Below are 23,930 nucleotides of genomic sequence, written 5' to 3'. Positions count from 1 at the left end.
ACGGATCGAACACTGTTCTATTCCGGGAAGGTCAATGCCCCGCGCATCTTTCGAGCTCAATGGCGTCAAGATCAAACCCGGCAGCCGTCTCCAGGTCGACGTGCCGGTGGCGCGGCTCTACACCCATGCGCCGTTGCACATCCCTGTCGAAGTGGTGCACGGCCGCCGCCAGGGGCCGGTCATGCTGGTCTGCGGAGGCATTCATGGCGACGAGATCAACAGCGTGGAGATTGTGCGCCGGCTGATGCGTTCGAAGCAGATCCAAGGGCTCAACGGCACCCTGATCGCAGTGCCCATCGTCAATGTCTTCGGCTTCATGCAGCACAGCCGCTACCTGCCGGACCGGCGCGATCTCAACCGCTGCTTCCCCGGCAGCGAGACGGGCTCGCTGGGGGCCCGTGTGGCGGCGCTGTTTCGCGAGCAGATCGTCGATCACGCGACGCATATCATCGACCTCCATACCGGCGCCATCCACCGTACCAACCTGCCGCAGATCCGTGCCCAGCTCAGCCGGGGTAGCGAGACCGAGCGCATGGCCAATGCCTTCGGCGCGCCTGTCATCCTCAACGCCGAACTGCGCGAAGGCAGCCTGCGCCACTACGCTCAGACGCGAGGCATTCCAGTACTGACCTACGAGGCCGGCGAGGCGCTGCGCTTCGACGAGTGGGCGATCACGCCGGGCGTGCGAGGCGTGCTGCGCGTCATGCGTCGGCTGGGCATGCTGGCGGGAGAACATCGCCGCCGGCCGCCGCCGGCGGCGGAGCTGGCCAACGGCTCGAGCTGGGCGCGGGCGCCCATCGACGGCATCCTGCGACCCAAGGTGCGCCTCGGCGCACGGGTAACCAAGGGCGACGTGCTGGGAAAGGTGGCCGACCCCTTCGGCAATGCCGAGGCCGGCGTCAAGGCCATGGCCGACGGCATCGTGATCGGCATGAGTCGGCTGCCGCTGGCCAACGAAGGCGAGGCGCTATTTCATATCGCCCGCTTCGATGCCATCGAGGAGGCCGAGAGCGCCATCGAGGACTTCCACTCCAGCCTCGAGCCGCCGCCCGACCCGCTCTACTGACGGGGCAATGGACGAAAAGTCCTAGGCTTCGGCGAGACGGGGCTCGGCTTCGTAGTCGCTCTTTTCCGGCACCAGGCTCAGGGCATCGTCGTACACCCGCAGGCAGGCGCCGTCGAGGTGACCGTTCTCCGACAGATGGCGACGGAAGCGGCGCCCGCCCGGCTGGCCCTGGAACAGGCCCAGCAGGTGGCGGGTGACATGGTTGAGCTTGGCGCCTTCCTCGAGCCGGCGGGCGATGTAAGGGCGGAACGCCCGCGCGGCGGCATGGCGGCTCATGGCCGGGCCGGGTTCGCCGTAGAGCGCCTGATCGACGCCGGCCAGCAGCCAGGGGTTCTGGTAGGCTTCGCGTCCGACCATCACGCTGTCTACATGGCCCAGCTGCTCGCGGCACTCGTCCAGCGTCTTGATGCCACCGTTGATGCCGATGTGCAGCTCCGGTCGACTGGCCTTGAGGCGATGCACCCGCGGGTAGTTGAGCGGCGGGATGTCGCGGTTCTCCTTGGGCGAGAGCCCCTGCAGCCACGCCTTGCGCGCATGCACGATGAACGTCTCGCAGCCGGCATCGGCCACGGTGGCGATGAAGCGCTCGAGGTCGGCATCCTCGTCCTGGTCGTCGATGCCGATGCGGCACTTCACCGTCACCGGAATGCGCACCGCCGCGCGCATGGCGCGCACCGCCGCGGCGACCTTCTCGGGGTGGCCCATCAGGCAGGCGCCGATCATGTTGTTCTGCACCCGGTCGCTGGGGCAGCCGACGTTGAGGTTCACCTCGTCATAGCCCCACGCCTCGGCAATCGCCGCGCACTCCGCCAGCTCGCCGGGGTCGCTACCGCCCAGCTGCAGCGCCAACGGATGCTCGACCTCGTCATAGCCGAGAAAGCGCTCGCGCGGGCTGCCGTGAAGTATCGCGCCGGTGGTCACCATCTCGGTATAGAGCAGCGCCTGGCGGGTCAGGGTGCGAGCGAATGCTCTTTGGTCCCTCGTCGTCCAGTCCATCATGGGGGCCACAGAAAACCGGCGCGCCCGAGCCAGCGGGTCGTTTCCAGTCGTGTTGCTCATCAATGGCCTCCAGAGGTTCTGCCGTCGCTACCGTTTGATCCGGCTCGTTTCGCCTTGCACCCGCGTTCGGTACCATCGAGACAACGAACCTCAGGTATCGACACGTAACCGACTCGCCGGACGCCGCATGACGCGCAGCGTGACGAGATCCAGGGAGCAGGAATGAGATGGCCGGCCATTGTACGCAAGAAGGGACGGCGCGCCCAGAGTAGAAGCATCGTTGCGTTGGTGTTCTACTTCCTCTTCCTCATGAAAGGAAACACCTTGCGCATGGCGTCTGCGAGCACCTGATCGGGTAGCTTGTGCTCCAGGTTCACGGCAGCCCTGGCGGCGGTGTACGTGCCTTTGTATTCCTTGGCGATCTCGCTATCCGTCATGCTGTCAGGCAACTGCTCTTTCTCCCGAATTGCGTCGATGACGGCCTTGTCCATGTCGACCTCCATTGCCGTTACCCTTTACCGTTGAGCGTAGTGCATGTCATCCAGATCCTGGAGGACCATCACCCCATGGGCACCACAGGTAGCTCGTCCCACCGGGTGGTCCACCGCGCCGAGCGGTGGGCGCAGCGCAAATGCCAGGCGGCCCCGGGGCTGGGCGTGCCAAACTTCACGGTGCCGCGCCCCATCCTGTGGTTCAGCTCGTCCATCACGCCCATCAACTTTGCACTGCGCTGGCGCTCGGTGTCGCTCTGCGGCGTATCCAGCAGCGAGAGCTGCTGGCGGTCGGCGTCGATCAGGTCGAGCAGCATCACGCCGCCTTTCTGGTACAGGTAGCCCTGGCGGTAGATCCGCTGCAGGGCCTCACCGGCGGCATGCAGGATCTCGCGGCTGTCGTCGGTGGGGTGGGGAAGTTCCATGGCCAGGCTGGGCGAATACTGGGGCAGGTCGGTACGAAACGGGTTGGTCTTGAGGAAGACCAGCACCGCGCGAGCCAGGCTGCGCTGGTGGCGCAGCTTCTCCGCACCGCGCTGGCCGTGCTGGCGCATGGCCTCGCGGATCTCGGCCAGGTCGTCGGTGAGCTTGCCGAAGCTGCGGCTGGTCATGATGCGCTGGCGCGGCTCAAGAAAGTCGCTCATCTCGATGCAGCTGATACCCCGGAGTTCCAGGGCGGTACGCTCGAGGGTGACGCTGAACTGCTGTCGGAGGCGCTTGGGGTCGGCCTGAGCGAGGTCCCAGGCGCTCTTGATGCCGATCAGCGCCAGGCGCTCGACGAGCCGCCGTCCCACGCCCCATACATCGCCCAAGGCGAATTTTTCGAGCAGAGCCTGCGTTTCCCGGCTGCCGGGCTGGAGCATGCATACGCCGCCATAGGCGGGGATCTTCTTGGCCGCTCGGTTGGCCAGCTTGGCCAGCGTTCGCGAGGGGGCGACGCCTACGCAGACGGGTATGCCGGTGTACTGTCGCACCTTGCGGTGCAACTGCTGGGAGTGCGCAAGCAGTGCGTCGCGCTCGAAGCCGTCGAAGCGCACGAACATCTCGTCGATGGAGTAGGGCTCGACGATAGGGGCGTACTCCTCGAGTACCGCCAGTACGCGAGCCGACATGTCGCCGTAGAGCTCGTAGTTGCTCGATAGCAGGTGGATGCGGCCCTGGCGCACCAGGTGCTGAAGCTCGAACGCCGGCGTGCCCATGGTGATGCCGAGCGTTTTCAGCTCGTTGGAGAGGGCGATGACGCAGCCGTCGTTGTTCGACATCACGCCTACCGGAACGCTGCACAGCCGCGGTTGGAACACGCGCTCGCAGCTGACGTAGAACGAGTTGCAGTCGACCAGGCCGATCATGCTCATACCTGATACTCATGGATGACCGAACGGACCACGCCCCAGACCTGACACTCGATGTCGACGAGCGGGATGGGCGCGTAGCGTGGGTTGCCCGAGCACAGGCACGGCACCTGGCCGCGCAGCTCGTAGCGTTTGACGGTGATCTCGCCGTCGACCATGGCGACGATGATATGGCCCGGCCGCGGGTCGATGGAGCGATCGACCAGCAGCAGGTCGCCATCGTAGATGCCAAAGCGCACCATGCTGTCACCGGTCACGCCCATGAAGAACGTCGCCGAGGGGCGCTTCACCAGTCGTTCGTTCAAATCGAGCGTACGGCCTTCATAGTCCTGCGCTGGGCTGGGGAAGCCTGAGAGGCCGGCTCGGCCGACTGCCAAGGGGTAGGGCAGCGCGAGTGACGGCGGTTCGGGGTGAGCCGGGATGAGGTTTGCCAGTGTCATGGTGAGTCCCTTTGAAATTCTGTATTTTCATACAGTATTCGCGACATCGTCGCTTTCAGGCAACAGGCAAACGCTAATGAAAGTTAGCTTCTGGGCGTGCAAGAGGGCCAGGCGAGAAGCGACAGGGGCGAGATGGCCTGCCGGATCCGCCGGGGGGAGGGCAGGCCATGGCTGGTTAGGGGGCAAGACCCGGCTTCCGGGCTCGGCCGGGCAGTCGTGTACGCTCCGGCTTCAGGGCCAGGAGGGGTTAGTGCTTCAAAATCACGTAGAACGCGTGAAGGATACCCGGAATGAAACCCAGGATCGTCAGCAGGATGTTGAGCCAGAAATGTCCCTTCAGGCCGACCTCCAGAAACACGCCGACTGGCGGTAACAGGAGGGCAAAGATCATCTTGATGGGGTCCGTTGCGGTAAATGCCATATCCAACTCCTTGGGTAGCGCTCTCGATCCTGTATCAAGCCTAGCGTATTCTCAGGCGTTGTCTGCATGGGCTAACTCTCTGTTTCGATAGTCCAAACAAGACTTACGAACAGGGCGATGTAAGATATTTCGTACAAACGCGGAGCGAATTTCTTACGTCGCCTGATAACTTGGATTAAACCGCTTCTCGGCTAAAGCAACTACGCTGGGGAATAACGGGCTAGGGAGAGCCCTACAGGGAAGGCCGAGCGATGGAGCGCTCAGAACCAAGGATGCTTGGGCAGGGAGCCCAAGGTTGGTCGATAGGGAAGCGTTGATTGAAGGCCCGGCCCCAGTGGTCGGGCTTTTTTTCGCTGCGCTTGCTGCCGTAGCGAGGCTCCTCATGACAGATGCCTGCCTTGCGAGAGACGCCTTGGATTCGCGTTCTCGAGGGTTCGCCAAAATATCGCGTCTCTTCGCTCCTGCCCTGGCTATCGCTGGGGCTCTTTTCGTCCGTATTGACGATTGGCCGCGCTTCCCTGCTCGCATAGCTGCCTTCATGCCATTGCGAGAACCTCCTCCCAAGTCGGGCATGCATGTTGGCACGCTCCTCATGTAATGGCTTATCCCAGGTTAAAGAATCCTGTCGGGCGAGCTGTCATTGTGTGCGTACAGGGCAGGGAAAGCCCGACAGGGAAGACCGAGTCAAGGAAGGCTCATGTACCAAGGACGCTCGAGCAGGAAGCTTGAGAAAGGTGCAAGGAGGCAGGAATACAGCCCGGCCCATTGGCCGGGCTTTTTCCTTCAAGCGTCTGCATTATCCGCGAGCTAGGCGGATGAGTCGACCGTCCTCTTCGCTTCGTTTCGTTACGTTTCGAAACCGAGAATTGCCTAATTCTTCTTGATAAACCTTGGGGCCGAACTATTCTGAAGATGCAAAAAGGCATGGATGCTCTTCAAGGCAGGATGCCTTGCTGGGTTAGGAAACCCGACGGAAAGGAACAGGGAAGGCCAGTAGCGACAGGACGTCAACTTTGGCCAGGGAGTTCCCGGTGTTTATCTGTAGGAAGCCTCTGACAGCCCTCGCCTCCCGGTGAGGGCTGTTTCCTTTGTGACTGTTTTAATTGAAATTTCCTGAATCTGTGGTCGTGGTTCGGCATGGTTCGGCAGGTGCTCCCCCGTTGAGACTCTAAATGGCGCAGGGCCGGCTATAAAAGAGAGAAAAGTGCTGCGGGTTGGTGCGAATGGTCGGAGTATTACATCCTCTGTCGGCGATGTCTTACAGAACGAGAAGACGATGGCAGCATTATTTTCTCGATCGGTCTGGCAAGCTGTCCATGGTTGAGCCAGGAAGGCTCTTCAGGGAAGAAGGGACCAGGAAGGTCTGGTACTCAAGGAATGATGGAAAGGACACCAGGGAGTGTGAAAGGAATCGAACCGAGCCCGGCTGAATGGCCGGGCTTACCTTGCCTTCTCTCTGGAGGCAAGGTGCCGGTCTGGAGTGGAGAGTGTACCTGGGCCCGGCGGGACAGGATGTGGCCTCTGCAAGCCCCGGTATTGACAAAAGCTTTCGCTGCTAGGGGAGCGATGTAATATGCTCATTGGCCTGTTTCGCTTCTGATCACTAGGCTGGTGAGTATCTCGCAAGGAGGCGGGAAATAGGGAAGACCGAGCAGAGGAGGCTCGATAAGGCCAGGGATGCATGACAGGGTCGTCATGGTGAGCTGGAAAGGAACCAAGAATTGAAGCCCGGCCTCGCGCCGGGCTTTCTTTTCTTTAGCGTCAGCTTTCCGGCAGTGGCGGTGGTTGGTCATGCAGCGCCTGCGCAGCCTGCACCGGCGGGTGCCCAAGCACCCGAGGGTGTGCGGTAAATTTCCTGCGCAGAAAGTTAACGCAAGTTAATTTATTTGACTTCTTGCGCTGGCACTGTAGTCCAGCCCCTTGGGGCTGGCGGGGAGTGGCCCTGTCATGCGAGCACGCAGTCGCTGCCACAGGCTTGGCCAGTCCTGTCGCCTTTGAAATAAGAACCGATACGAAAGGAGTTTGAATCAGGCTGAACGTAAGCCTAACTCGGGACACTGACGCAGGAGAAGAAGAATGATCACGCTAACATGGAAGGCAGGATCAAGGTTTCTTGACGACAAAGGTCCTAGTATCGCTATTGCGTTGTTTGCCATCTTCATGTCGTGGGTACTGTTCTGGCCCTATGGGCATGATCTTGGCATGAGCACTGCCGTTGGCATGGAGCCTGCGACTGCGGGACACGAGCAGGCGCCTGTGCCCGTTTCCTATGGCGCGGCTGAGCGCATGCGTCTCGAAGGCGATACCTTGGCGCACCATCCCAGCATCCTCGATACCCAAAACCATTACTGCCTGCTGTTGGAGCATTTGAGCTCGGGACAGCTGGAGCAGGCCTCGGTGCCCGTGTCGCGTTATGCAACCCTGTGCGACATTTTCACCGATGCGGCGCGGATGGTCGGCGCATACGACGATCGGCTAGACGACCGGCGATTTCTTACGGAGCCGCATGGATTCACGCTGCATACCCAAGGAACGATACAGCCGGTCGGGCCTTTCTATGCGCATGGTGAGTGCAGTGAGATAGCCGCGAGGCTGGCCTTGATGGGTGAACGACCCTCACGCTGCATGCCTTATGCCGAGATTCGGCAGTCAGCCTTGATGCGAGAGCGGAGCTGACACCAAGCCAGAGGGTACTGGGCCACAAGGCCACGGCTGCCGGAAGAGCAGCCGTGGCCTTTTTCGTTTTTATGCTGACGGGCACGCATGATGTACCGGTGGCTGGACGAGTCGGCGCATGCTTCCTGTGCTATTTAGAAGTAAGGCAGACTTCTCAGGAGGTAGGTGATGGAACAGCGCCAAGCCCTGCTCGAAGCTCTCCGCGATGAGCTCATCGAACGCGTGGATCGCTACAAGGTGCATAAGATGCGCCTGGAGAACCCGTTGGATCGGGACATGGAGGAGCAGGCCATCGAGCTTGAAAACGAAGACGTGATCGATGCGCTGGAGGATGAAGCCGAAGAGGAGTTGAGGCAGGTTCTGCATGCCCTCGAGCGTATCGACGAGGGGAACGGTGAGCTGTGTGAGCGCTGCGCTGAGCCGATCGATCCCCGACGCCTCGAGGCGATTCCCTACGCGACGCTCTGTCTTGAATGTGCCGAACAGGAGGGTGAGCCTTGACCTGCCCAGGCAGGACGTGCCAACCATCGCAGTGCTAGTCTGGGGAATCGACTTTCGGTCTGGAGAAAGGCATGAGGGTATGGCGTCGGTCCTGCATGGGGTTGTTGGCAGTGCTTTGGCTGTCGGGCTGTGGTGGCGATGGCGATAGTGACAGCTTGGAAGCCGAACAGGTGCAGTCGGTTGACGTCTCCACTGAGCCGGATGAGGCGAGGGCGTCTAGCCCAGACGTGGCCCCGTTGCCGGTCGAGATTGACGTATCGGCTTCCCTTCGCGACGACCGTCGACTCATGGTCGAAGGAGAGACCAGCCTGCCTGACGGCGCGCGACTTCAGCTCGTGGTGGAGCGGGAGCTGAGCGGCGTACGCTGGCAATCGCGCACCTCCGTAACGGAGAGGCGATTCGTTGGAGGGCCATTCGGGCCGGGTAGTGGCCTTCCCGATGGTGGCTACACCCTGACCGTCAAACTGCTGGAGTCCAGCGTTCAACCCGCCACCGTGCGCGAGCGAATCGGCGACAAGGGCGAGCATCTCGCAGGGCCGCTGGTTCAGAGTGGGCGCCATGGCCTGGGGCAGGTGGCCAGCTACTCGCGTCGCTACCTGATCGGCAGTGAGCCGCGCAGGGCTACCGACCAGGCAGACGTGTTGGAGGTCGAGTGAAGGAGGAGCCTCAGGCGATGTCTTTGCGCCAGCGAGCCAATAGCCTTCCCACGACCCGCTCGGTCGTCTCCAGTGGAGCGGGCGCCGCCGCGGCATCTTTCCCGCCGCGGCACAGTAGTTCGCCGCTCTCGCCATATTCGAGCTGCCCGATGTAGAGGCCGCCGGCTCCTTCGATAAGATAGTGCCCTGGCTGATCGCAACTCTCCGTCGGACCAAAGGCGGCAAGGTCGCCGCTATCGAGATGATCGAACCGTTCTCCCGGCGCGGGCGTGACGAGGTAGCACTCACCCTGCCAGTCGACACCTGCCAATATCTCGTTGGATAGCGTGAACTGGTTGGCGTTGGAATCCAGCCAGGGTACGGGAGGCTGGCCGCGAAGATAGAGGGGGGTGGGTGTCAGGTTTGCATCACCTTCGAGCAGTTGCCCCAGCGAGCAGCCCAGAGCGTCCGCCAGCGCTACCAGTCTCTCATGGCCGATCTGCTTGATGGCGCCTGATTCCCAATACGAGATCGTAACGTCCGATACTCCGACCTTTCTTGCCAGTGCGGCCTTGTTCAGGTTCGCCTGCAACCGTAACTGCTTGATTCTTTGTCCCAATGAATCCATTTCATTCAACCTGGCGACGTAAGACATTAAAGTATGACGATAGTCAATGATCTGAGTTAACTGTGCAAATTTAACACGTCAACGATAAATTTACTTTTTTCAGGGCGGTTATCTGATAATAAGAATCATCCTATGCTTTGCCGGGTCGCGTCAGCCATGCCTGTGTGGACGATGCGCGGCTGTCTGCGTCGATCCAGGTGCGTATAATGCCGCCATACGCTTACCCGACTGGATAGGATGACATGACTGTACGTACTCGCATTGCGCCGTCACCCACCGGCGATCCGCACGTGGGAACCGCCTACATCGCATTGTTCAACCTCTGCTTTGCGAGACAGCATGGCGGGCAGTTCATCCTGCGTATCGAGGACACGGATCGGGTGCGTTCCACGCAGGAGTCCGAACAGATGATTCTCGACTCGCTGCGTTGGCTTGGCCTGGAGTGGGATGAGGGGCCTGATGTTGGCGGCCCGCATGGGCCCTACCGCCAGAGCGAGCGTGGCGACATCTACGCCGAATACGCGCGCCAGCTGATCGAGTCGGGGCATGCCTTCAAGTGCTATCGCACCAGCGAAGAGCTGGATGAGCTGCGGGAGGCGCGCAAGGCGAGCGGAATGCATCTCGCGCTGAAACCAGCCGATCTGGCGCTGCCGGAAGAGGAGGAGGCGCGTCGCGAGCGCGAGGGCTGGCCCTATGTGGTGCGCATGAAGGTGCCGGCCAGTGGGACATGCATGATCGACGACATGCTGCGTGGCAGCATCGAGGTCGACTGGGCACAGGTCGACGCTCAGGTGCTGTTGAAGTCGGATGGCATGCCGACCTACCACCTGGCCAATGTGGTGGACGATCACCTGATGGGTATCACCCATGTGCTGCGCGGCGAGGAGTGGATCAACTCGGCGCCCAAGCATCAGCTGTTGTACGAGTACTTCGGCTGGCAGATGCCGGCGCTGTGTCACATGCCGTTGCTGCGCAATCCGGACAAGTCGAAGCTTTCCAAGCGCAAGAACCCCACTTCGATCAACTACTATCGGCGCATGGGCTTCCTGCCGCAGGCAGTGATCAACTACCTCGGGCGGATGGGCTGGTCGATGCCCGACGAGCGTGAGAAGTTCAGTCTCGACGAGATGATGACGCACTTCGACATCCAGCGGGTGTCGCTGGGCGGGCCGGTCTTCGACCTGGAAAAGCTGACCTGGCTCAACGGGCTTTATATCCGTGAGGACCTGGACGACAAGGCATTCCTCGAGGCGCTGATGGAGTGGGCCTTCAATGCGGAATACGTCGGCCAGATCCTGCCGCAGGTGCGCACCCGGGTGGAGACGCTGTCCCAGGTGGCGCCGCTGGCCGGCCACTTCTTCGGCGGTGTGCCCGCGCTGCGTGAGAGTGACTTCGACGTGGTCAAGCTGGAGCGCGAAGAACTGCTCAAGCTGCTGCAGTTCCTGGTGTGGCGTTTCGAGGCGGTACCGGCCTGGCACAAGGAGGCGCTGCTCGCCGAGGTCAAGGCCCTGGCCGGGTGCTTCGAGCTCAAGATGAAGGAGTTCCTGGCGCCCGTCTTCATTGCCGTCACCGGCTCCACGGCGAGCACTTCGGTGATGGATGCCATGGCGATCCTTGGCTCCGACATGACCCGGGCGCGGCTGCGCCACGCCATCGAGGTGCTCGGCGGGGTCTCCAAGAAGCAGGCCAAGCGCTTCGAGAAGGAGTACCGCGACCTGTAATAAAACCCCCGTTTCTCTCTTGACGAAGATGGGGTGGATCAGTAACATACGCCCCGTCTTCACGACACGTATGTGGGGCCTTAGCTCAGCTGGGAGAGCGCGACACTGGCAGTGTCGAGGTCAGCGGTTCGATCCCGCTAGGCTCCACCACCTTCGTGCCGATGTGTGAATGACGCTGCGTCCCATTCGTCTAGTGGTCCAGGACACCGCCCTTTCACGGCGGGAACAGGGGTTCGAACCCCCTATGGGACGCCATTTCCTTTCTGCTTTCCTCTGTCGGCTCATGCCATGCGGCGCCACTTGGCCGTTCTGCGTGTCATTGCGTTACGACGTGTTCCCTTGCGTGAAAAGCTCATTGAAGCGCCTATTTTTACGGCGTTTGGGGCTTGACTTGTCCACTTGTGCAATGTCTTGTCCGAGCTCCTGTGTGTAATCCGCCGGGGCAGCGACTTTTCTGTGTGCGAGTGCAAAAAACCATATTTATCAGTGGTTTATGATCGGTCAAAAATTGATCAATCTAACAGCAAGCCCCTTCTCATGCCGATTTGATGGAGTTTTCTTGCGGTTGTGAACAGGGTTATCCACAGAAAGTGTGGAAAACGTTCAGGCTCAGGTGCGGCCCTGATTTGCTCCGTGTAATGGCGTCGCTGTCAAGCTTGGACTAATACTTTTCTGGTACTTCCCGCTGAGGAGTGTCGCGGGTAGGGGACACTCCTCGCGGGCCGCTTGCGCGAGCCGGATCAGCCACGCCCGAGGGTGCGCAGGCGGCGCAAGAGAGAGGAGGTGTCCCAGCGTCCACCCCCCATGACCTGCACGTCGCCGTAGAATTGATCGACGAGGGCGGTGACGGGCAGGCGAGCCTGGAGTCGTCGCGCCTGTTCGAGGCAGATGCCTAGGTCCTTGCGCATCCAGTTGACCGCGAAGCCGTGTTCGTATTCGTCGGCGATCATAGTCTTGTGGCGATTCTCCATCTGCCAGGAGCCAGCGGCCCCTTGGGAGATCACCTCGATCACACGCTGCTGGTCGAGGCCGGCCTGCTCGGCGAAGTGCAGCCCCTCGGCCAGCCCCTGGACCAGCCCGGCAATGCAGATCTGGTTGACCATCTTGGTCAACTGGCCGCTGCCGGCGGGGCCCATCAGGCTGACGGCGCGTGCGTAGTGGCTCAGTATGGGCTCGGTGCGAGCGAAGTCTGCCGGCGTGCCGCCGCACATGATCGTCAGCACGCCGTTCTCGGCGCCTTGCTGGCCGCCCGACACCGGTGCGTCGATGAAGCCGATGCCTTGCTCGCGGCAGGCGGCATCGAGCTGTTCGGCCAGATCGGCCGAGGCGGTGGTATGGTCGACCAGCAGGCTGCCGGCCTGCATGCCGGAGAGTGCGCCTTGTTCCTCCAGGGTCACCTGGCGAACGTCGTCGTCGTTGCCGACGCAGACCAGCACCAGATCGGCGCCTTCGGCAGCTTCTGCCGGTGTGGCATGGCAGCTGCCGCCGTACTCGGCGGACCACGACTCGGCTCTGGCCCCGGTGCGGTTGTAGACGCGAACGCTGAGTCCGGCGCGGGCCAAGTGTCCGGCCATGGGGTAGCCCATGACGCCCAGGCCGATGAAAGCGACAGTGGATATCTGGTTTGGCATTGAATGCTCCCTCTCTTGTGGATGGCAGTGCCGGCGCCTGTCGTGGCTAGCCTGGCCTGCGTATGCGATGGTGAGACGCAGAAAGCCGCCCGAAGGCGGCTTTCTGTAGTTGAGTACGTGTGCGGCCAGGCCGCATCCAGCCGACTTACTTGGCAGGATAGTCGCGCTGCGGATGGCCGGTGTAGAGCTGGCGCGGACGGCCGATTTTGTAATCGCTGGAGAGCATCTCGTGCCAGTGGGAGATCCAGCCGATGGTGCGCGACACGGCGAAGATCACCGTGAACATGTTGGTCGGGATGCCCATGGCCTTGAGAATGATGCCGGAATAGAAGTCGACGTTGGGGTAGAGCTTGCGCTCGACGAAGTACTCGTCTTCCAGGGCGATCTGCTCCAGGCGCTTGGCGATCTTGAGCTGGGGGTCGTCGATGCCGAGTTCGGCCAGCACCTCGTCGCAGGTCTCCTTCATCACCTTGGCACGCGGATCGAAGTTGCGGTACACGCGGTGACCGAAGCCCATCAGCTTGAACGGATCGTCCTTGTCCTTGGCCTTGTCGATGAAGCGCTGGATGTTCTCTTCGGACTCGTCACCGATCTCGTCGAGCATCTTCAGCACCGCCTCGTTGGCGCCGCCGTGTGCCGGTCCCCATAGCGCGGCGATGCCGGCGCTGATACAGGCGAACGGGTTGGCACCGGTGGAGCCGGCTAGGCGCACCGTAGAGGTCGAGGCGTTCTGCTCGTGGTCGGCATGAAGCATGAAGATGCGATCCATGGCCTTGGCATAGACCGGGTTGACCTTGTACTCCTCGCACGGGTTGCTGAACATCATGTAGAGAAAGTTCTCTGCATAGCTCAGGTCGTTGCGCGGGTAGTTGAAGGGCTGGCCTACGTTGTACTTGTAGGACATCGCGGCGATGGTCGGCATCTTGGCGATCAGGCGGATGGCGCTGATCTCCCGGTCCTTCTCGTCGGTGATGTCCATGTGGTCATGGTAGAAGGCCGCCAGACCGCCGACTACGCCGCACAGGATCGACATCGGGTGGGCGTCGCGACGGAAGCCTTTGAAGAAGTTGTTGATCTGGTCGTGGACCATGGTGTGGTTACGGACCCGCGACTCGAAGTCGGCGTACTGCTCGTCGTTGGGCAGCTCGCCGAATAGCAGGGTGTAGCACAGCTCGACGAAATTGGACTCTTTGGCCAACTGGTCGATCGGGTAGCCGCGATGCAACAGTACGCCCTTGGCGCCATCGATATAGGTGATCGCGGACTGGCACGAGGAGGTTGCCATGAAGCCGGGGTCGTAGGTGAACAGGCCATCGGCGCCGAGGCCACGGACATCGACCACGTCAGGGCCCAGGGTGCCTGAGTAGACCGGCAGTTCGATCGTCTTGTCCAGGCCGTCTACCGTCAGTGTCGCTTTCCTGTCAGCCATTCTGGCCTCCTCTCGAAGTCGAATAGAACGTTAACTCATTCTTTCGCAAACCCTGTTGAACCGCTGGCCCGCGAAAAAGGTTCGCCCACTATAGAAGCGTTCCCGGGATTGTCAATTGGGCCAAAGAGACCTTTACTTTGTACAATATTGGTTGTTCTGTATAATACTTGGATAAAAAATGGTGCTTTGCACCACTGAGGGGCGCAGCTTGCCGCCGGTTTGCCGTCAATGGCGCAGGCGGCTCTCGGCGCCCGCGCTGCGGCAGGCTTGTACCATGGTCGAGTCAGTGCGGTGTGCATTTGTCACTGGGGGTTCATGTCCCTATAATCCACACCGCGCGACTGGCAGGTACTCGTTGTCATGCCCGTCCCGGCAGCGGCGAGCCCCCTACCTCAAACCACCGCCCGCTCGAACCTGGTCCCATCAGTTGGAGAGCGAGCCAAGAGAGTGTGTATAGAGCCGTGAATAGCAAACGACCCGTCAACCTAGATCTCACCACGATACATTTCCCGCTTCCCGCCTTGACGTCCATCGCTCACCGCATTACCGGCGTCATCCTGTTCGTTGGCCTCATCTTCGCCTTCTGGGCCCTAGACAAGTCGCTGTCATCCCCTGAGGGGTTTGTGGCCGTCAAGGATGCGCTGGCCCATAACATTCTGGCCAAGCTGGTGGCCTGGGGGCTGCTGTCCGCCCTGGCGTTTCACTTTGTGGCCGGCATCAAGCATCTGTTCATGGACGCCGGTTATGGCGTGACCTTGGAAGGTGGCGTCAAGAAGGCACAGGCCACCGTGGTCCTGAGTGCCGTCCTGATCATTCTGGCGGGAGTCTGGGTATGGTAACCAACATCACCAATCTGGGTCGTAGCGGCCTCTCCGACTGGCTGATTCAGCGTGTCTCGGCAGTCATTCTGGCGCTCTATACGGTTTTCATCGTCGCGTACCTGCTGTTCAACCCCGGGCTCGACTACGTCACCTGGAGCCAGCTCTTCGCCCAGACCTGGATGCGTATCTTCTCGCTGCTGGCCTTCATCTCTCTCGCCGCGCACGCCTGGATCGGCTTGTGGACCGTGACCACCGATTATCTTAAGTCCACGCCCGTGCGCCTCGTCGCCCAGGTCGTCATCATCCTGGCCGTGTTCGTGTTCCTGGTCTGGGGCATCCAAGTTCTGTGGGGAGCCTGATTCATGTCTAACATGCGTACCTTGTCTTACGATGCCATCATCATCGGCGGTGGCGGCTCCGGCCTGCGCGCCGCGCTCGAGCTGGCCAAGTCCGGCAAGAAGACCGCTGTGCTGTCCAAGGTCTTCCCGACCCGTTCGCACACCGTTTCCGCCCAGGGCGGCATTACCTGCGCCATCGCTTCAGCCGACCCCAACGACGACTGGCGCTGGCACATGTACGACACCGTCAAGGGCGGCGACTACATCACCGACCAGGACGCGGCCGAGTACATGTGCTCCGAAGGCCCCAAGGCGGTCTTCGAGCTGGAGCACATGGGGCTGCCGTTCTCGCGCTTCGACAACGGCCGCATCTATCAGCGTCCGTTCGGCGGTCAGTCCAAGAACTTCGGCGAGGGCGGCCAGGCGGCCCGCACCTGTGCCGCGGCCGACCGTACCGGTCATGCCCTGCTGCACACCCTCTACCAGAACAACCTGAAGAACAACACCACCTTCCTCAACGAGTGGTTCGCGGTCGATCTGGTCAAGAACGCCAACGGCGACGTGGTGGGCTGCATCGCCATGTGCATCGAGACCGGTGAAGTGGTGCACGTCCAGTCCAAGGCCACCGTCATGGCCACCGGCGGTGCGGGTCGCATCTACGCTTCCACCACCAATGCCCTGATCAATACCGGCGACGGCATCGGCATGGCGCTGCGCGCCGGCTTCCCGATGCAGGATATGGAGATGTGGCAGTTCCACCCCACCGGCATCTACGGCGCGGGAGTGCTGGTCACCGAAGGCTGCCGCGGCGAGGGCGGTTACCTGGTCAACAAGGACGGTGAGCGCTTCATGGAGCGCTATGCGCCCAACGCCAAGGACCTTGCCGGCCGCGACGTGGTGGCACGCTCCATGGTCATGGAGATTCTCGAGGGCCGCGGCTGCGGCGAGAAGGGCGACCACGTCTTCCTCAAGCTCGACCACCTGGGCGAGGAGGTGCTCAACAAGCGCCTGCCGGGCATCAGCGAGCTGTCCAAGATCTTCGCTCACGTCGATCCGGTCAATGCGCCGATTCCGGTGGTGCCGACCTGTCACTACATGATGGGCGGGATCCCGACCAACGTGCACGGCCAGGCGATCATGCAGGATGCCGACGGCAACGACCGTATCATCAACGGCCTGTTCGCCTGCGGCGAGGCGGCCTGCGTCTCCGTTCACGGCGCCAACCGCCTGGGCGGCAACTCGCTGCTCGACCTGGTGGTGTTCGGCCGTGCGGCCGGCATGTTCATCGAAGGTGCGCTAAACGAGGGCATCGACTACCTCGGTGCCACCGACTCCGACATCGATGCGGCGATGAAGCGCATCACGCGCTGGAACGAGTCCACCGGCGGAGAATCGGTGGCGGCGCTCAAGACCGAACTGCAGAGCATCATGCAGAACTCCTTCGGCGTGTTCCGCCAGGAGGAGCACATGCAGGAGGGCGTCAAGCAGCTGGCCGACCTGCGTGGACGCATCGGCGAGGCGCACCTGGCCGACAAGTCCGGTGCCTTCAACACGGCGCGGGTCGAGGCACTCGAGCTCGACAACCTGATGGAAGTGGCCGAGGCTACCGCCATCGCGGCGCTGGAGCGCAAGGAGAGTCGCGGCGCGCACTCCCGCTACGACTACCCGGACCGCGACGACACCAACTGGCTGAAGCACTCCATGTACTTCCCGGCCGAGAAGCGGGTCGGCAAGCGCGACGTCAACTTCAAGCCGAAGACCGTCGACACCTTCGAGCCGAAAATCCGTACTTACTAAGGGGGGAGTCACGAGATGCTTCAGGTATCCATTTACCGCTACAACCCGGAAACCGACTCCGCGCCCTACATGCAGGAGTACCAGCTCGACACCCAGGGCCGCGACCTGATGGTGCTGAATGTGCTGGAGATGCTCAAGGCCGAGGACACCACCCTGGCCTTCCGCCGCAGCTGCCGCGAGGGCGTGTGCGGCTCCGACGGCATGAACATGAACGGCAAGAACGGCCTGGCCTGCATCACTTCCCTGTCCGACGTGGTCAAGGACAACAAGCTGGTGCTGCGCCCGCTGCCGGGCCTGCCGGTGGTGCGCGACCTGGTGGTCGATATGGGGCTGTTCTACAAGCAGTACGAGCGCATCCAGCCGTACCTGCAGAACGACGAGCCGGCGCCGGCCATCGAGCGCCTGCAGTCGCCGGAGGATCGCGACAAGCTGGACGGCCTCTACGAGTGCATCCTGTGCGCCTGCTGCTCGACCTCCTGCCCGTCGTTCTGGTGGAACCCGGACAAGTTCGTCGGGCCGGCCGGCCTGCTGCAGTCCTACCGCTTCCTGGCCGACTCGCGCGATACCGCCACCCGCGAGCGCCTGGCCGAGCTGGAGGATCCGTTCAGCGTATTCCGCTGTCGCGGCATCATGAACTGCGTCGCGGTATGCCCCAAGGGGCTCAACCCGACGCGGGCGATCGGCAAGATTCGCGACATGCTGCTTGCGAATGCCACTTAAATCGTGGCGCGTAGCTTGCTATCATACTGGCCGCAGTTCGGCCGCGACGTCATGTCGCGGCCGGCTGGCTGACAACAGCAGGAGAGCCGGTGCCCCAGGTGCCGGCTCTTGAGCATGAATCGCAAGGTTTCCGGCTTCGCGGCCGGAACCGCCGGGATAGAGAAGACGCCCCTCCGGCAGGGCACCAGCCAAGCCGTCGCGGCTGGCCCGCAACGGCGCCGACAACACCCCATCAGTGTAGGGTGACCGAGAGATGCAACAAGGCATAATGGAGTTGATGTGGAACAGCTCCCACGTGAGCGGCAGCAACGTTCACTATGTGGAAGCGCTCTACGAGCAATACCTCGCCGACCCAGGTTCCGTGCCCGACGAATGGCGGACCTACTTCGATCAGCTGCCGAAAGTCGAAGGCAGCGCCACCCATGACGTCCCCCTCAGTCCCGTACGCGATCAGTTCCAGCAACTGGCACGCGCGCGCCGGGTCACGACGGCCGCCGCCGACAGCGGTGAGAGCAAGAAGCAGGTCAAGGTGTTGCAGCTGATCAACGCCTACCGCTTCCGGGGCCACCAGAAGGCCGATATCGACCCGCTCAAGCTGCGCAGCCAGACGCCCGTTCCCGACCTCGACCTCTCCTTCCACCAGCTTTCTCCGGCCGATCTGGATACCGACTTCCAGACCGGCTCTTTCTTTCTGGGGATGGACAAGGCGCCGCTGCGCGAGATCGTCGAGGCGCTAGAGCAGACCTACTGTCGCTCGATCGGCTGCGAGATCATGCACATCGTCGATACCGAGGAGAAGCGCTGGCTGCAGCAGCGCTTCGAGTCGGTTCGCTCGGCGCCCAAGTACAGCAACGAGGTGCGCAAGCATCTGCTGGAGCGACTGACCGCCGCGGAGGGCCTGGAAAACTACCTGGCCTCCAAATACCCCGGCACCAAGCGCTTCGGCCTGGAGGGCGGCGAGGCGTTCATTCCCATGATGGACGAGCTGATCCAGCGTAGCGGTGGCTACGGGGTCAAGGAAGTCGTCATCGGCATGGCGCACCGTGGTCGTCTCAACCTGCTGGTCAACATCCTCGGCAAGAACCCCTCCGAGCTGATCGACGAGTTCGACGGCAAGAAGCTGATCGAGCGTGGCTCGGGTGACGTCAAGTACCACCAGGGCTTCAGTTCCAACGTCATGACTCCGGGCGGCGAGGTTCACCTGGCACTGGCCTTCAACCCGTCCCACCTGGAGATCGTCTCGCCGGTGGTCGAGGGCTCGGTGCGCGCCCGCCAGGATCGTCGCGACGACCTCGAAGGCACCAAGGTATTGCCGATCAACGTGCATGGCGACGCCGCCTTCGCCGGGCAGGGCGTGGTCATGGAGACATTCCAGATGTCCCAGACCCGCGCCTACAAGACCGGCGGCACGCTGCACATCGTCATCAACAACCAGGTCGGCTTCACCACTTCGCATCCGCAGGACACGCGTTCCACCGAGTACTGCACGGACATCGCCAAGATGGTCCAGGCGCCGATTTTCCACGTCAACGGTGACGATCCCGATGCGGTGCTGCACGCCACCCAGGTGGCACTGGACTACCGTCAGCAGTTCAAGAAGGACGTGGTCATCGACCTGGTCTGCTACCGTCGTCGCGGTCACAACGAGGCCGATGAGCCGTCCGGCACCCAGCCGATGATGTACCAGAAGATCAAGGAGCATCCTTCGGCGCGGACGCTTTACGCGCAGCGCCTGGTCGAGCAGGGCGTGCTGTCCGAAGACGAAGCCCAAGCGATGATCGAGACCTATCGCGAGGATCTGATGGCCGGCAACCACGTGGCCAACGCCCTGGTGCAGGAGCCCAATACCTCGCTGTTCGTCGATTGGAAGCCCTACCTCGGTCATGAGTGGAGCGGCTACGCCGATACCGGCGTCGAGATGAAGCGCCTGCAGCGTCTCGGCGCGCGCATGTGCGAGATCCCCGACGGAGTCGAGGTGCAACGCCAGGTGGCCAAGATCTACGAGGACCGGCGCAAGATGCAGGCCGGCGGACTGGGCCTTAACTGGGGCTTCGCCGAGACCCTGGCCTACGCCACTTTGCTCGACGAGGGCCATCCGGTGCGTATCACCGGACAGGACGTGGGCCGCGGCACCTTCTCCCACCGCCATGCGGTGGTGCACAACCAGAAGGATGGCACCACCTACGTGCCGCTGCAGCACATGTCCGACGGTCAGCCGCGTTTCACTATCCACGACTCCTTCCTCTCCGAGGAAGCGGTGCTGGCGTTCGAGTACGGCTACGCCACTACGGCACCCAACGACCTGGTGATCTGGGAGGCGCAGTTCGGCGACTTCTTCAATGGCGCCCAGGTGGTGGTCGACCAGTTCATATCCTCCGGCGAGACCAAGTGGGGGCGGCTATGCGGTCTGACCATGCTGCTGCCCCACGGTTACGAGGGGCAGGGGCCCGAGCACTCCTCCGCGCGCCTCGAGCGCTTCCTGCAGATGTGCGCCGAGCACAACATGCAGGTGTGCGTGCCGACCACCCCGGCGCAGATCTTCCACCTGCTGCGTCGCCAGGTGATTCGCCCGCTGCGCAAGCCGCTGGTGGTGATGTCGCCGAAGAGCCTGCTGCGTCACAAGGAGGCGACGTCCAGTCTCGACGATCTGGCCAACGGCCATTTCCACATGGTGCTGCCGGACCAGGGCAGTCTCGACGCCCAGCGCGTCAAGCGCGTCGTCATGTGCGCCGGCAAGGTGTACTACGACCTGGCGGCCTGGCGTGCCGAGAACGAGCGCGACGACACGGCCATCGTGCGTATCGAACAGCTCTACCCCTTCCCCAAGGAGGAGCTCTTCGAGGCGCTCAAGGACTACGTCAACCTCGAAAGCATGGTGTGGTGCCAGGAGGAGCCGCTCAACCAGGGCGCCTGGTACTCGAGCCAGCACCACATGCGGGCCGTGGCCGAGATGCTCAAGAACGGCCTTGGCGGAGAGCTGAAGTTTGCCGGTCGTCCGGCATCGGCGGCACCCGCGGCGGGCTACATGTCCGTGCATACCGAACAGCAGCGCCAGCTGGTGGAAGACGCCTTCAACGTCTGAGCGACTCCACCGGGACGAGAGAGAACATACAAGGGAAACGACATGGCTACCGAGATCAAAGCGCCCACCTTTCCGGAATCCGTTGCCGAAGGCAGCGTGGCGGCCTGGCACAAGAAGCCGGGGGACAGCGTCGAGCGCGATGAGCTGATCGTCGAGATCGAAACGGACAAGGTGGTGCTCGAGGTGGTGGCGCCGGAAGCCGGCACCCTCTCCGAGGTGCTGGCCGAGGAGGGCGACACCGTGCAGTCCGAGCAGGTGCTGGGCAAGATCGGAGCAGGCGCCGCCAAGGGCGGCGAGCAGAAGAGCGATAAAGGCAACGAGAAGGCCGATGCCAAGGCCGAGCCGAAGAGCGAAGCCAAGGCGGCCCCGGCCGCCGGCGGCCAGCGCCACGAGGTGAAGGCGCCGACCTTCCCCGAATCGATCCAGGAAGGCACCGTGGCCACTTGGCACAAGAAGGTGGGCGAGGCGGTCAAGCGCGACGAGGTGCTGGCCGACATCGAGACCGACAAGGTGGTGCTCGAAGTGGTGGCACCGGCCGACGGCGCCATCGCCGAGATCAAGGCCGAAGAGGGTAGCCAGGTCGAATCCGAGGCGGTACTGGCGATCTTCACCGAGGGTGCCGCTGGTGGCGCTGCCGACACGGCGGCCGACAAGACCCCGGCGGCTTCCGCCGACGACGGCGCCGGCGACGAGAAGGTCGGCGACAAGATCCTCGCCCCGGCAGCGCGCAAGCTGGTCGCCGAGCATGACCTCGACGTCAGCAAAATCGACGGCACCGGCAAGGGTGGCCGCATCCTCAAGGAGGACGTGCAGCGCGCCGTGCAGGCCGGGACGGCCAAGAAGAGTGCTGGCGCCCCGGCTGCCGCGCCCAAGCAGGCCGCCGCTGCCGCACCGGTCGTCGAGGGCGAGCGCCCCGAGAAGCGCGTGCCGATGAGCCGCCTGCGCCAGACCATCGCCAAGCGTCTGGTCCAGGCCCAGCAGACCGCCGCCATGCTCACCACCTACAACGAGGTGGATATGGGCGCGGTGATGGAGCTGCGGGCGCAGTACAAGGACACTTTCCAGAAGGCCCACGACGTCAAGCTCGGCTTCATGGGCTTCTTCGTCAAGGCGGCCTCCGAGGCTCTCAAGCGCTTCCCCGACGTCAACGCCTCCATCGACGGCACCGACATCGTCTATCACGGCTATCAGGACATCGGCGTGGCGGTTTCCACCGACCGCGGCCTGGTGGTGCCGGTGCTGCGCGACACCGACAGCATGAAAATCGCCGACGTCGAGAAGGGCATCGTCGACTTCGGCAAGCGGGCGCGTGATGGCAAGCTCGGCATCGACGAGATGCAGGGCGGTACCTTCACCATCACCAACGGCGGCATCTTCGGCTCGCTGATGTCGACGCCGATCCTCAATCCGCCGCAGACTGCCATCCTGGGCATGCACAAGATTCAGGAACGTCCGATGGCCGTCAACGGCAAGGTCGAGATCCGTCCGATGATGTACCTGGCCCTGTCATACGATCACCGTATGATCGACGGCAAGGATGCGGTGCAGTTCCTGGTTACCATCAAGGAGCTGCTCGAGGATCCGGCGCGCCTGCTGCTGGATATCTGACGGCGCCCGTATCAACGGACTCAAACGCGAACCGATCAACAGGAAAACCACATGGCCGACAAATTTGATGTGATCGTCATCGGTGCGGGCCCCGGGGGCTACGTGGCCGCCATCCGTGCCGCCCAGTTGGGACTGAAGACCGCCTGCGTCGAGAAGTGGGTCAACAAGGAAGGCAAGACCGTGCATGGCGGTACCTGTCTGAACGTGGGCTGCATCCCCTCCAAGGCGCTGCTCGAGACATCCCACAAGTTCGTCGAGGCGCGCGATCACTTCGCCGAGATCGGCATCGACCTGGAACCGCCCAAGCCCAACGTGGCCAAGATGCTGGAGTTCAAGAACTCCGTCATTGCCAAGAACGTCGGTGGCATCAGTGCCCTGTTCAAGGCCAACGGCGTGACGGCCATCGACGGCACCGGCAAGGTGACCGGCACCAAGCAGGTCGAGGTCACCGACCACGACGGCGGCAAGACCACCTATGAAGCCGACAACATCGTCATCGCCGCCGGCTCCGTGCCGGTGGAGATCCCGCCGACGCCGCTGCACGAAGACATTGTCGTCACCTCCACCGGGGCGCTGGAGTTCACCGAAGTACCGCAGCGCCTGGGCGTCATCGGTGCCGGTGTCATCGGCCTGGAGCTGGGCAGCGTGTGGAGCCGCCTCGGTGCCGAGGTGACCGTGCTCGAGGCCATGGACACCTTCCTGCCGATGGTCGATACCGCCATCGCCAAGGAGACCCAGAAACTGCTCAAGAAGCAGGGGCTGGACATCAAGCTCGGTGCGCGCGTCACCGGCTCCGAGGTCAAGGGCGGCGAGGTCGTGGTCAAGTACAGCGACGGCAGCGGCGACCAGGAGCAGACCTTCGACAAGCTGATCGTCTGTGTCGGTCGCCGCCCCTATACCCAGGGTGTGGTCGACGAAGGCGTCGGCGTGGGCCTGGACGAGCGTGGCTTCATCCATGTCGACGACCAGTGCCGCACCAGCGTGCCGGGCATCTATGCCATCGGCGACTGCGTGCGCGGCCCGATGCTGGCCCACAAGGCCTCCGAAGAGGGCGTGATGGTGGCCGACATCATCGCCGGTCACAAGGCGGAAATGAACTACGACGCCATTCCCAGCGTGATCTACACCTCGCCGGAAGTGGCCTGGGTCGGCATGAACGAGCAGGAGGCCAAGGCCAAGGGCATCGAGGTCAAGACAGGTAGCTTCCCGTTCTCGGCCAACGGCCGGGCGCTGGCCAACAACGCGCCGGAAGGCATGGCCAAGATCATCGCCGATGCCGAGACCGACCGCATTCTGGGCCTGCACATCGTCAGCCAGCATGCCGGCGAGCTCATTGCCCAGGGCGTGATCGCCATGGAGTTCGGCTCCAGCGCCGAGGACCTGGCCCTGACCTGCTACGCCCACCCGAGCACCTCCGAGGCGATCCACGAGGCGGCGCTGGCGGTGGACGGCCATGCCATCCACATGGCCAATCGCAAGAAGCGCAAGTAAGCCAGCCCATGCAGTACAACAAGCGCCATCCCGCGGGATGGCGCGTCGTGCCCGGCGATGTACCGGGGGCGGACGGGGGTGAC

Annotated in this window: 20 protein-coding genes and 2 tRNA genes; 14 read left to right on the top strand and 8 right to left on the bottom strand. The window is 62.6% G+C overall.

The window, feature by feature from the left end:
• The first annotated feature begins 34 nt into the window (after positions 1–34).
• A complete protein-coding gene (locus tag KPL81_RS14795) occupies positions 35–1,066 on the top strand; it encodes a succinylglutamate desuccinylase/aspartoacylase family protein (RefSeq protein ID WP_209477358.1) in 1,032 nt (343 codons plus the stop codon).
• A 21-nt stretch (positions 1,067–1,087) separates the two neighbouring features.
• Here the strand turns inward: KPL81_RS14795 and dusA are convergent, their stop codons facing one another.
• From dusA to KPL81_RS14770, 5 genes are all read right to left on the bottom strand, one after another.
• A complete protein-coding gene (gene dusA, locus KPL81_RS14790) occupies positions 1,088–2,125 on the bottom strand; it encodes a tRNA dihydrouridine(20/20a) synthase DusA (protein ID WP_219792829.1) in 1,038 nt (345 codons plus the stop codon).
• Between the two features lie 233 nt (positions 2,126–2,358).
• Positions 2,359–2,556, bottom strand: a complete 198-nt coding sequence (locus KPL81_RS14785; protein WP_219792828.1) for a hypothetical protein — start codon at positions 2,554–2,556, stop codon at positions 2,359–2,361.
• 68 nt (positions 2,557–2,624) lie between these two features.
• Complete coding sequence (locus tag KPL81_RS14780; protein WP_219792932.1) at positions 2,625–3,905, bottom strand: Y-family DNA polymerase; 1,281 nt, start codon at positions 3,903–3,905, stop codon at positions 2,625–2,627.
• A gap of 2 nt (positions 3,906–3,907) precedes the next feature.
• The gene (locus KPL81_RS14775; RefSeq protein WP_219792827.1) at positions 3,908–4,348 is read right to left on the bottom strand and encodes a LexA family protein; all 441 of its coding nucleotides are present in this window, start codon (positions 4,346–4,348) and stop codon (positions 3,908–3,910) included.
• Between the two features lie 247 nt (positions 4,349–4,595).
• On the bottom strand, positions 4,596–4,769 hold the full coding sequence (locus tag KPL81_RS14770; protein ID WP_209477364.1) for a YqaE/Pmp3 family membrane protein: 174 nt from the start codon (positions 4,767–4,769) through the stop codon (positions 4,596–4,598).
• A gap of 2,076 nt (positions 4,770–6,845) precedes the next feature.
• Between KPL81_RS14770 and KPL81_RS14765 the strand changes: the two genes are divergently transcribed.
• The 3 genes from KPL81_RS14765 (at position 6,846) to KPL81_RS14755 (ending at position 8,602) form a co-directional block, all read left to right on the top strand.
• On the top strand, positions 6,846–7,445 hold the full coding sequence (locus KPL81_RS14765) for a hypothetical protein (protein ID WP_219792826.1): 600 nt from the start codon (positions 6,846–6,848) through the stop codon (positions 7,443–7,445).
• A 168-nt stretch (positions 7,446–7,613) separates the two neighbouring features.
• On the top strand, positions 7,614–7,946 hold the full coding sequence (locus KPL81_RS14760) for a TraR/DksA family transcriptional regulator (protein WP_219792825.1): 333 nt from the start codon (positions 7,614–7,616) through the stop codon (positions 7,944–7,946).
• 71 nt (positions 7,947–8,017) lie between these two features.
• A complete protein-coding gene (locus tag KPL81_RS14755; protein ID WP_219792824.1) occupies positions 8,018–8,602 on the top strand; it encodes a hypothetical protein in 585 nt (194 codons plus the stop codon).
• Between the two features lie 10 nt (positions 8,603–8,612).
• Here the strand turns inward: KPL81_RS14755 and KPL81_RS14750 are convergent, their stop codons facing one another.
• Complete coding sequence (locus KPL81_RS14750; protein ID WP_219792823.1) at positions 8,613–9,209, bottom strand: helix-turn-helix domain-containing protein; 597 nt, start codon at positions 9,207–9,209, stop codon at positions 8,613–8,615.
• 242 nt (positions 9,210–9,451) lie between these two features.
• Here KPL81_RS14750 and gltX point away from each other — a divergent pair, with 242 nt between their 5' ends.
• The 3 genes from gltX to KPL81_RS14735 all read left to right on the top strand — a co-directional run bounded on the left by gltX (position 9,452) and on the right by KPL81_RS14735 (position 11,185).
• On the top strand, positions 9,452–10,930 hold the full coding sequence (gltX, locus tag KPL81_RS14745; RefSeq protein WP_219792822.1) for a glutamate--tRNA ligase: 1,479 nt from the start codon (positions 9,452–9,454) through the stop codon (positions 10,928–10,930).
• A gap of 74 nt (positions 10,931–11,004) precedes the next feature.
• Positions 11,005–11,080 (top strand) — tRNA-Ala (locus tag KPL81_RS14740).
• 29 nt (positions 11,081–11,109) lie between these two features.
• Positions 11,110–11,185 (top strand) — tRNA-Glu (locus KPL81_RS14735).
• A 485-nt stretch (positions 11,186–11,670) separates the two neighbouring features.
• Here KPL81_RS14735 and KPL81_RS14730 read toward each other — a convergent pair.
• On the bottom strand, positions 11,671–12,561 hold the full coding sequence (locus KPL81_RS14730; protein ID WP_219792821.1) for an NAD(P)-dependent oxidoreductase: 891 nt from the start codon (positions 12,559–12,561) through the stop codon (positions 11,671–11,673).
• A gap of 145 nt (positions 12,562–12,706) precedes the next feature.
• Positions 12,707–13,990: a citrate synthase gene (gene gltA / locus KPL81_RS14725; RefSeq protein WP_209477376.1), complete on the bottom strand. Its 1,284-nt coding sequence runs from the start codon at positions 13,988–13,990 to the stop codon at positions 12,707–12,709.
• A gap of 461 nt (positions 13,991–14,451) precedes the next feature.
• Here gltA and sdhC point away from each other — a divergent pair, with 461 nt between their 5' ends.
• From sdhC to lpdA, 7 genes are all read left to right on the top strand, one after another.
• Positions 14,452–14,829: a succinate dehydrogenase, cytochrome b556 subunit gene (gene sdhC / locus KPL81_RS14720; RefSeq protein WP_219792820.1), complete on the top strand. Its 378-nt coding sequence runs from the start codon at positions 14,452–14,454 to the stop codon at positions 14,827–14,829.
• Entirely contained in the window at positions 14,823–15,170 is a 348-nt protein-coding gene (sdhD, locus tag KPL81_RS14715) for a succinate dehydrogenase, hydrophobic membrane anchor protein (RefSeq protein ID WP_219792819.1), read from the top strand. Before sdhC ends, sdhD begins: the two co-directional genes overlap by 7 nt.
• 3 nt (positions 15,171–15,173) lie before the next feature.
• Positions 15,174–16,946, top strand: a complete 1,773-nt coding sequence (sdhA, locus tag KPL81_RS14710) for a succinate dehydrogenase flavoprotein subunit (protein ID WP_219792818.1) — start codon at positions 15,174–15,176, stop codon at positions 16,944–16,946.
• Positions 16,947–16,961: 15 nt separating this feature from the next.
• Positions 16,962–17,666, top strand: coding sequence for a succinate dehydrogenase iron-sulfur subunit (locus tag KPL81_RS14705; RefSeq protein WP_209477383.1), 705 nt, complete (start codon positions 16,962–16,964; stop codon positions 17,664–17,666).
• Positions 17,667–17,919: 253 nt separating this feature from the next.
• Positions 17,920–20,748, top strand: coding sequence for a 2-oxoglutarate dehydrogenase E1 component (locus KPL81_RS14700; RefSeq protein WP_219792817.1), 2,829 nt, complete (start codon positions 17,920–17,922; stop codon positions 20,746–20,748).
• Positions 20,749–20,790: 42 nt separating this feature from the next.
• A complete protein-coding gene (odhB, locus tag KPL81_RS14695; RefSeq protein WP_219792816.1) occupies positions 20,791–22,356 on the top strand; it encodes a 2-oxoglutarate dehydrogenase complex dihydrolipoyllysine-residue succinyltransferase in 1,566 nt (521 codons plus the stop codon).
• 51 nt (positions 22,357–22,407) lie between these two features.
• A complete protein-coding gene (lpdA, locus tag KPL81_RS14690) occupies positions 22,408–23,847 on the top strand; it encodes a dihydrolipoyl dehydrogenase (RefSeq protein WP_219792815.1) in 1,440 nt (479 codons plus the stop codon).
• Positions 23,848–23,930 lie beyond the last annotated feature (83 nt).

It is taken from the genome of Billgrantia antri, from assembly GCF_019430905.1.
Lineage (GTDB): Bacteria > Pseudomonadota > Gammaproteobacteria > Pseudomonadales > Halomonadaceae > Halomonas > Halomonas antri.
This window is presented reverse-complemented; position numbering and strand designations above follow the sequence as displayed.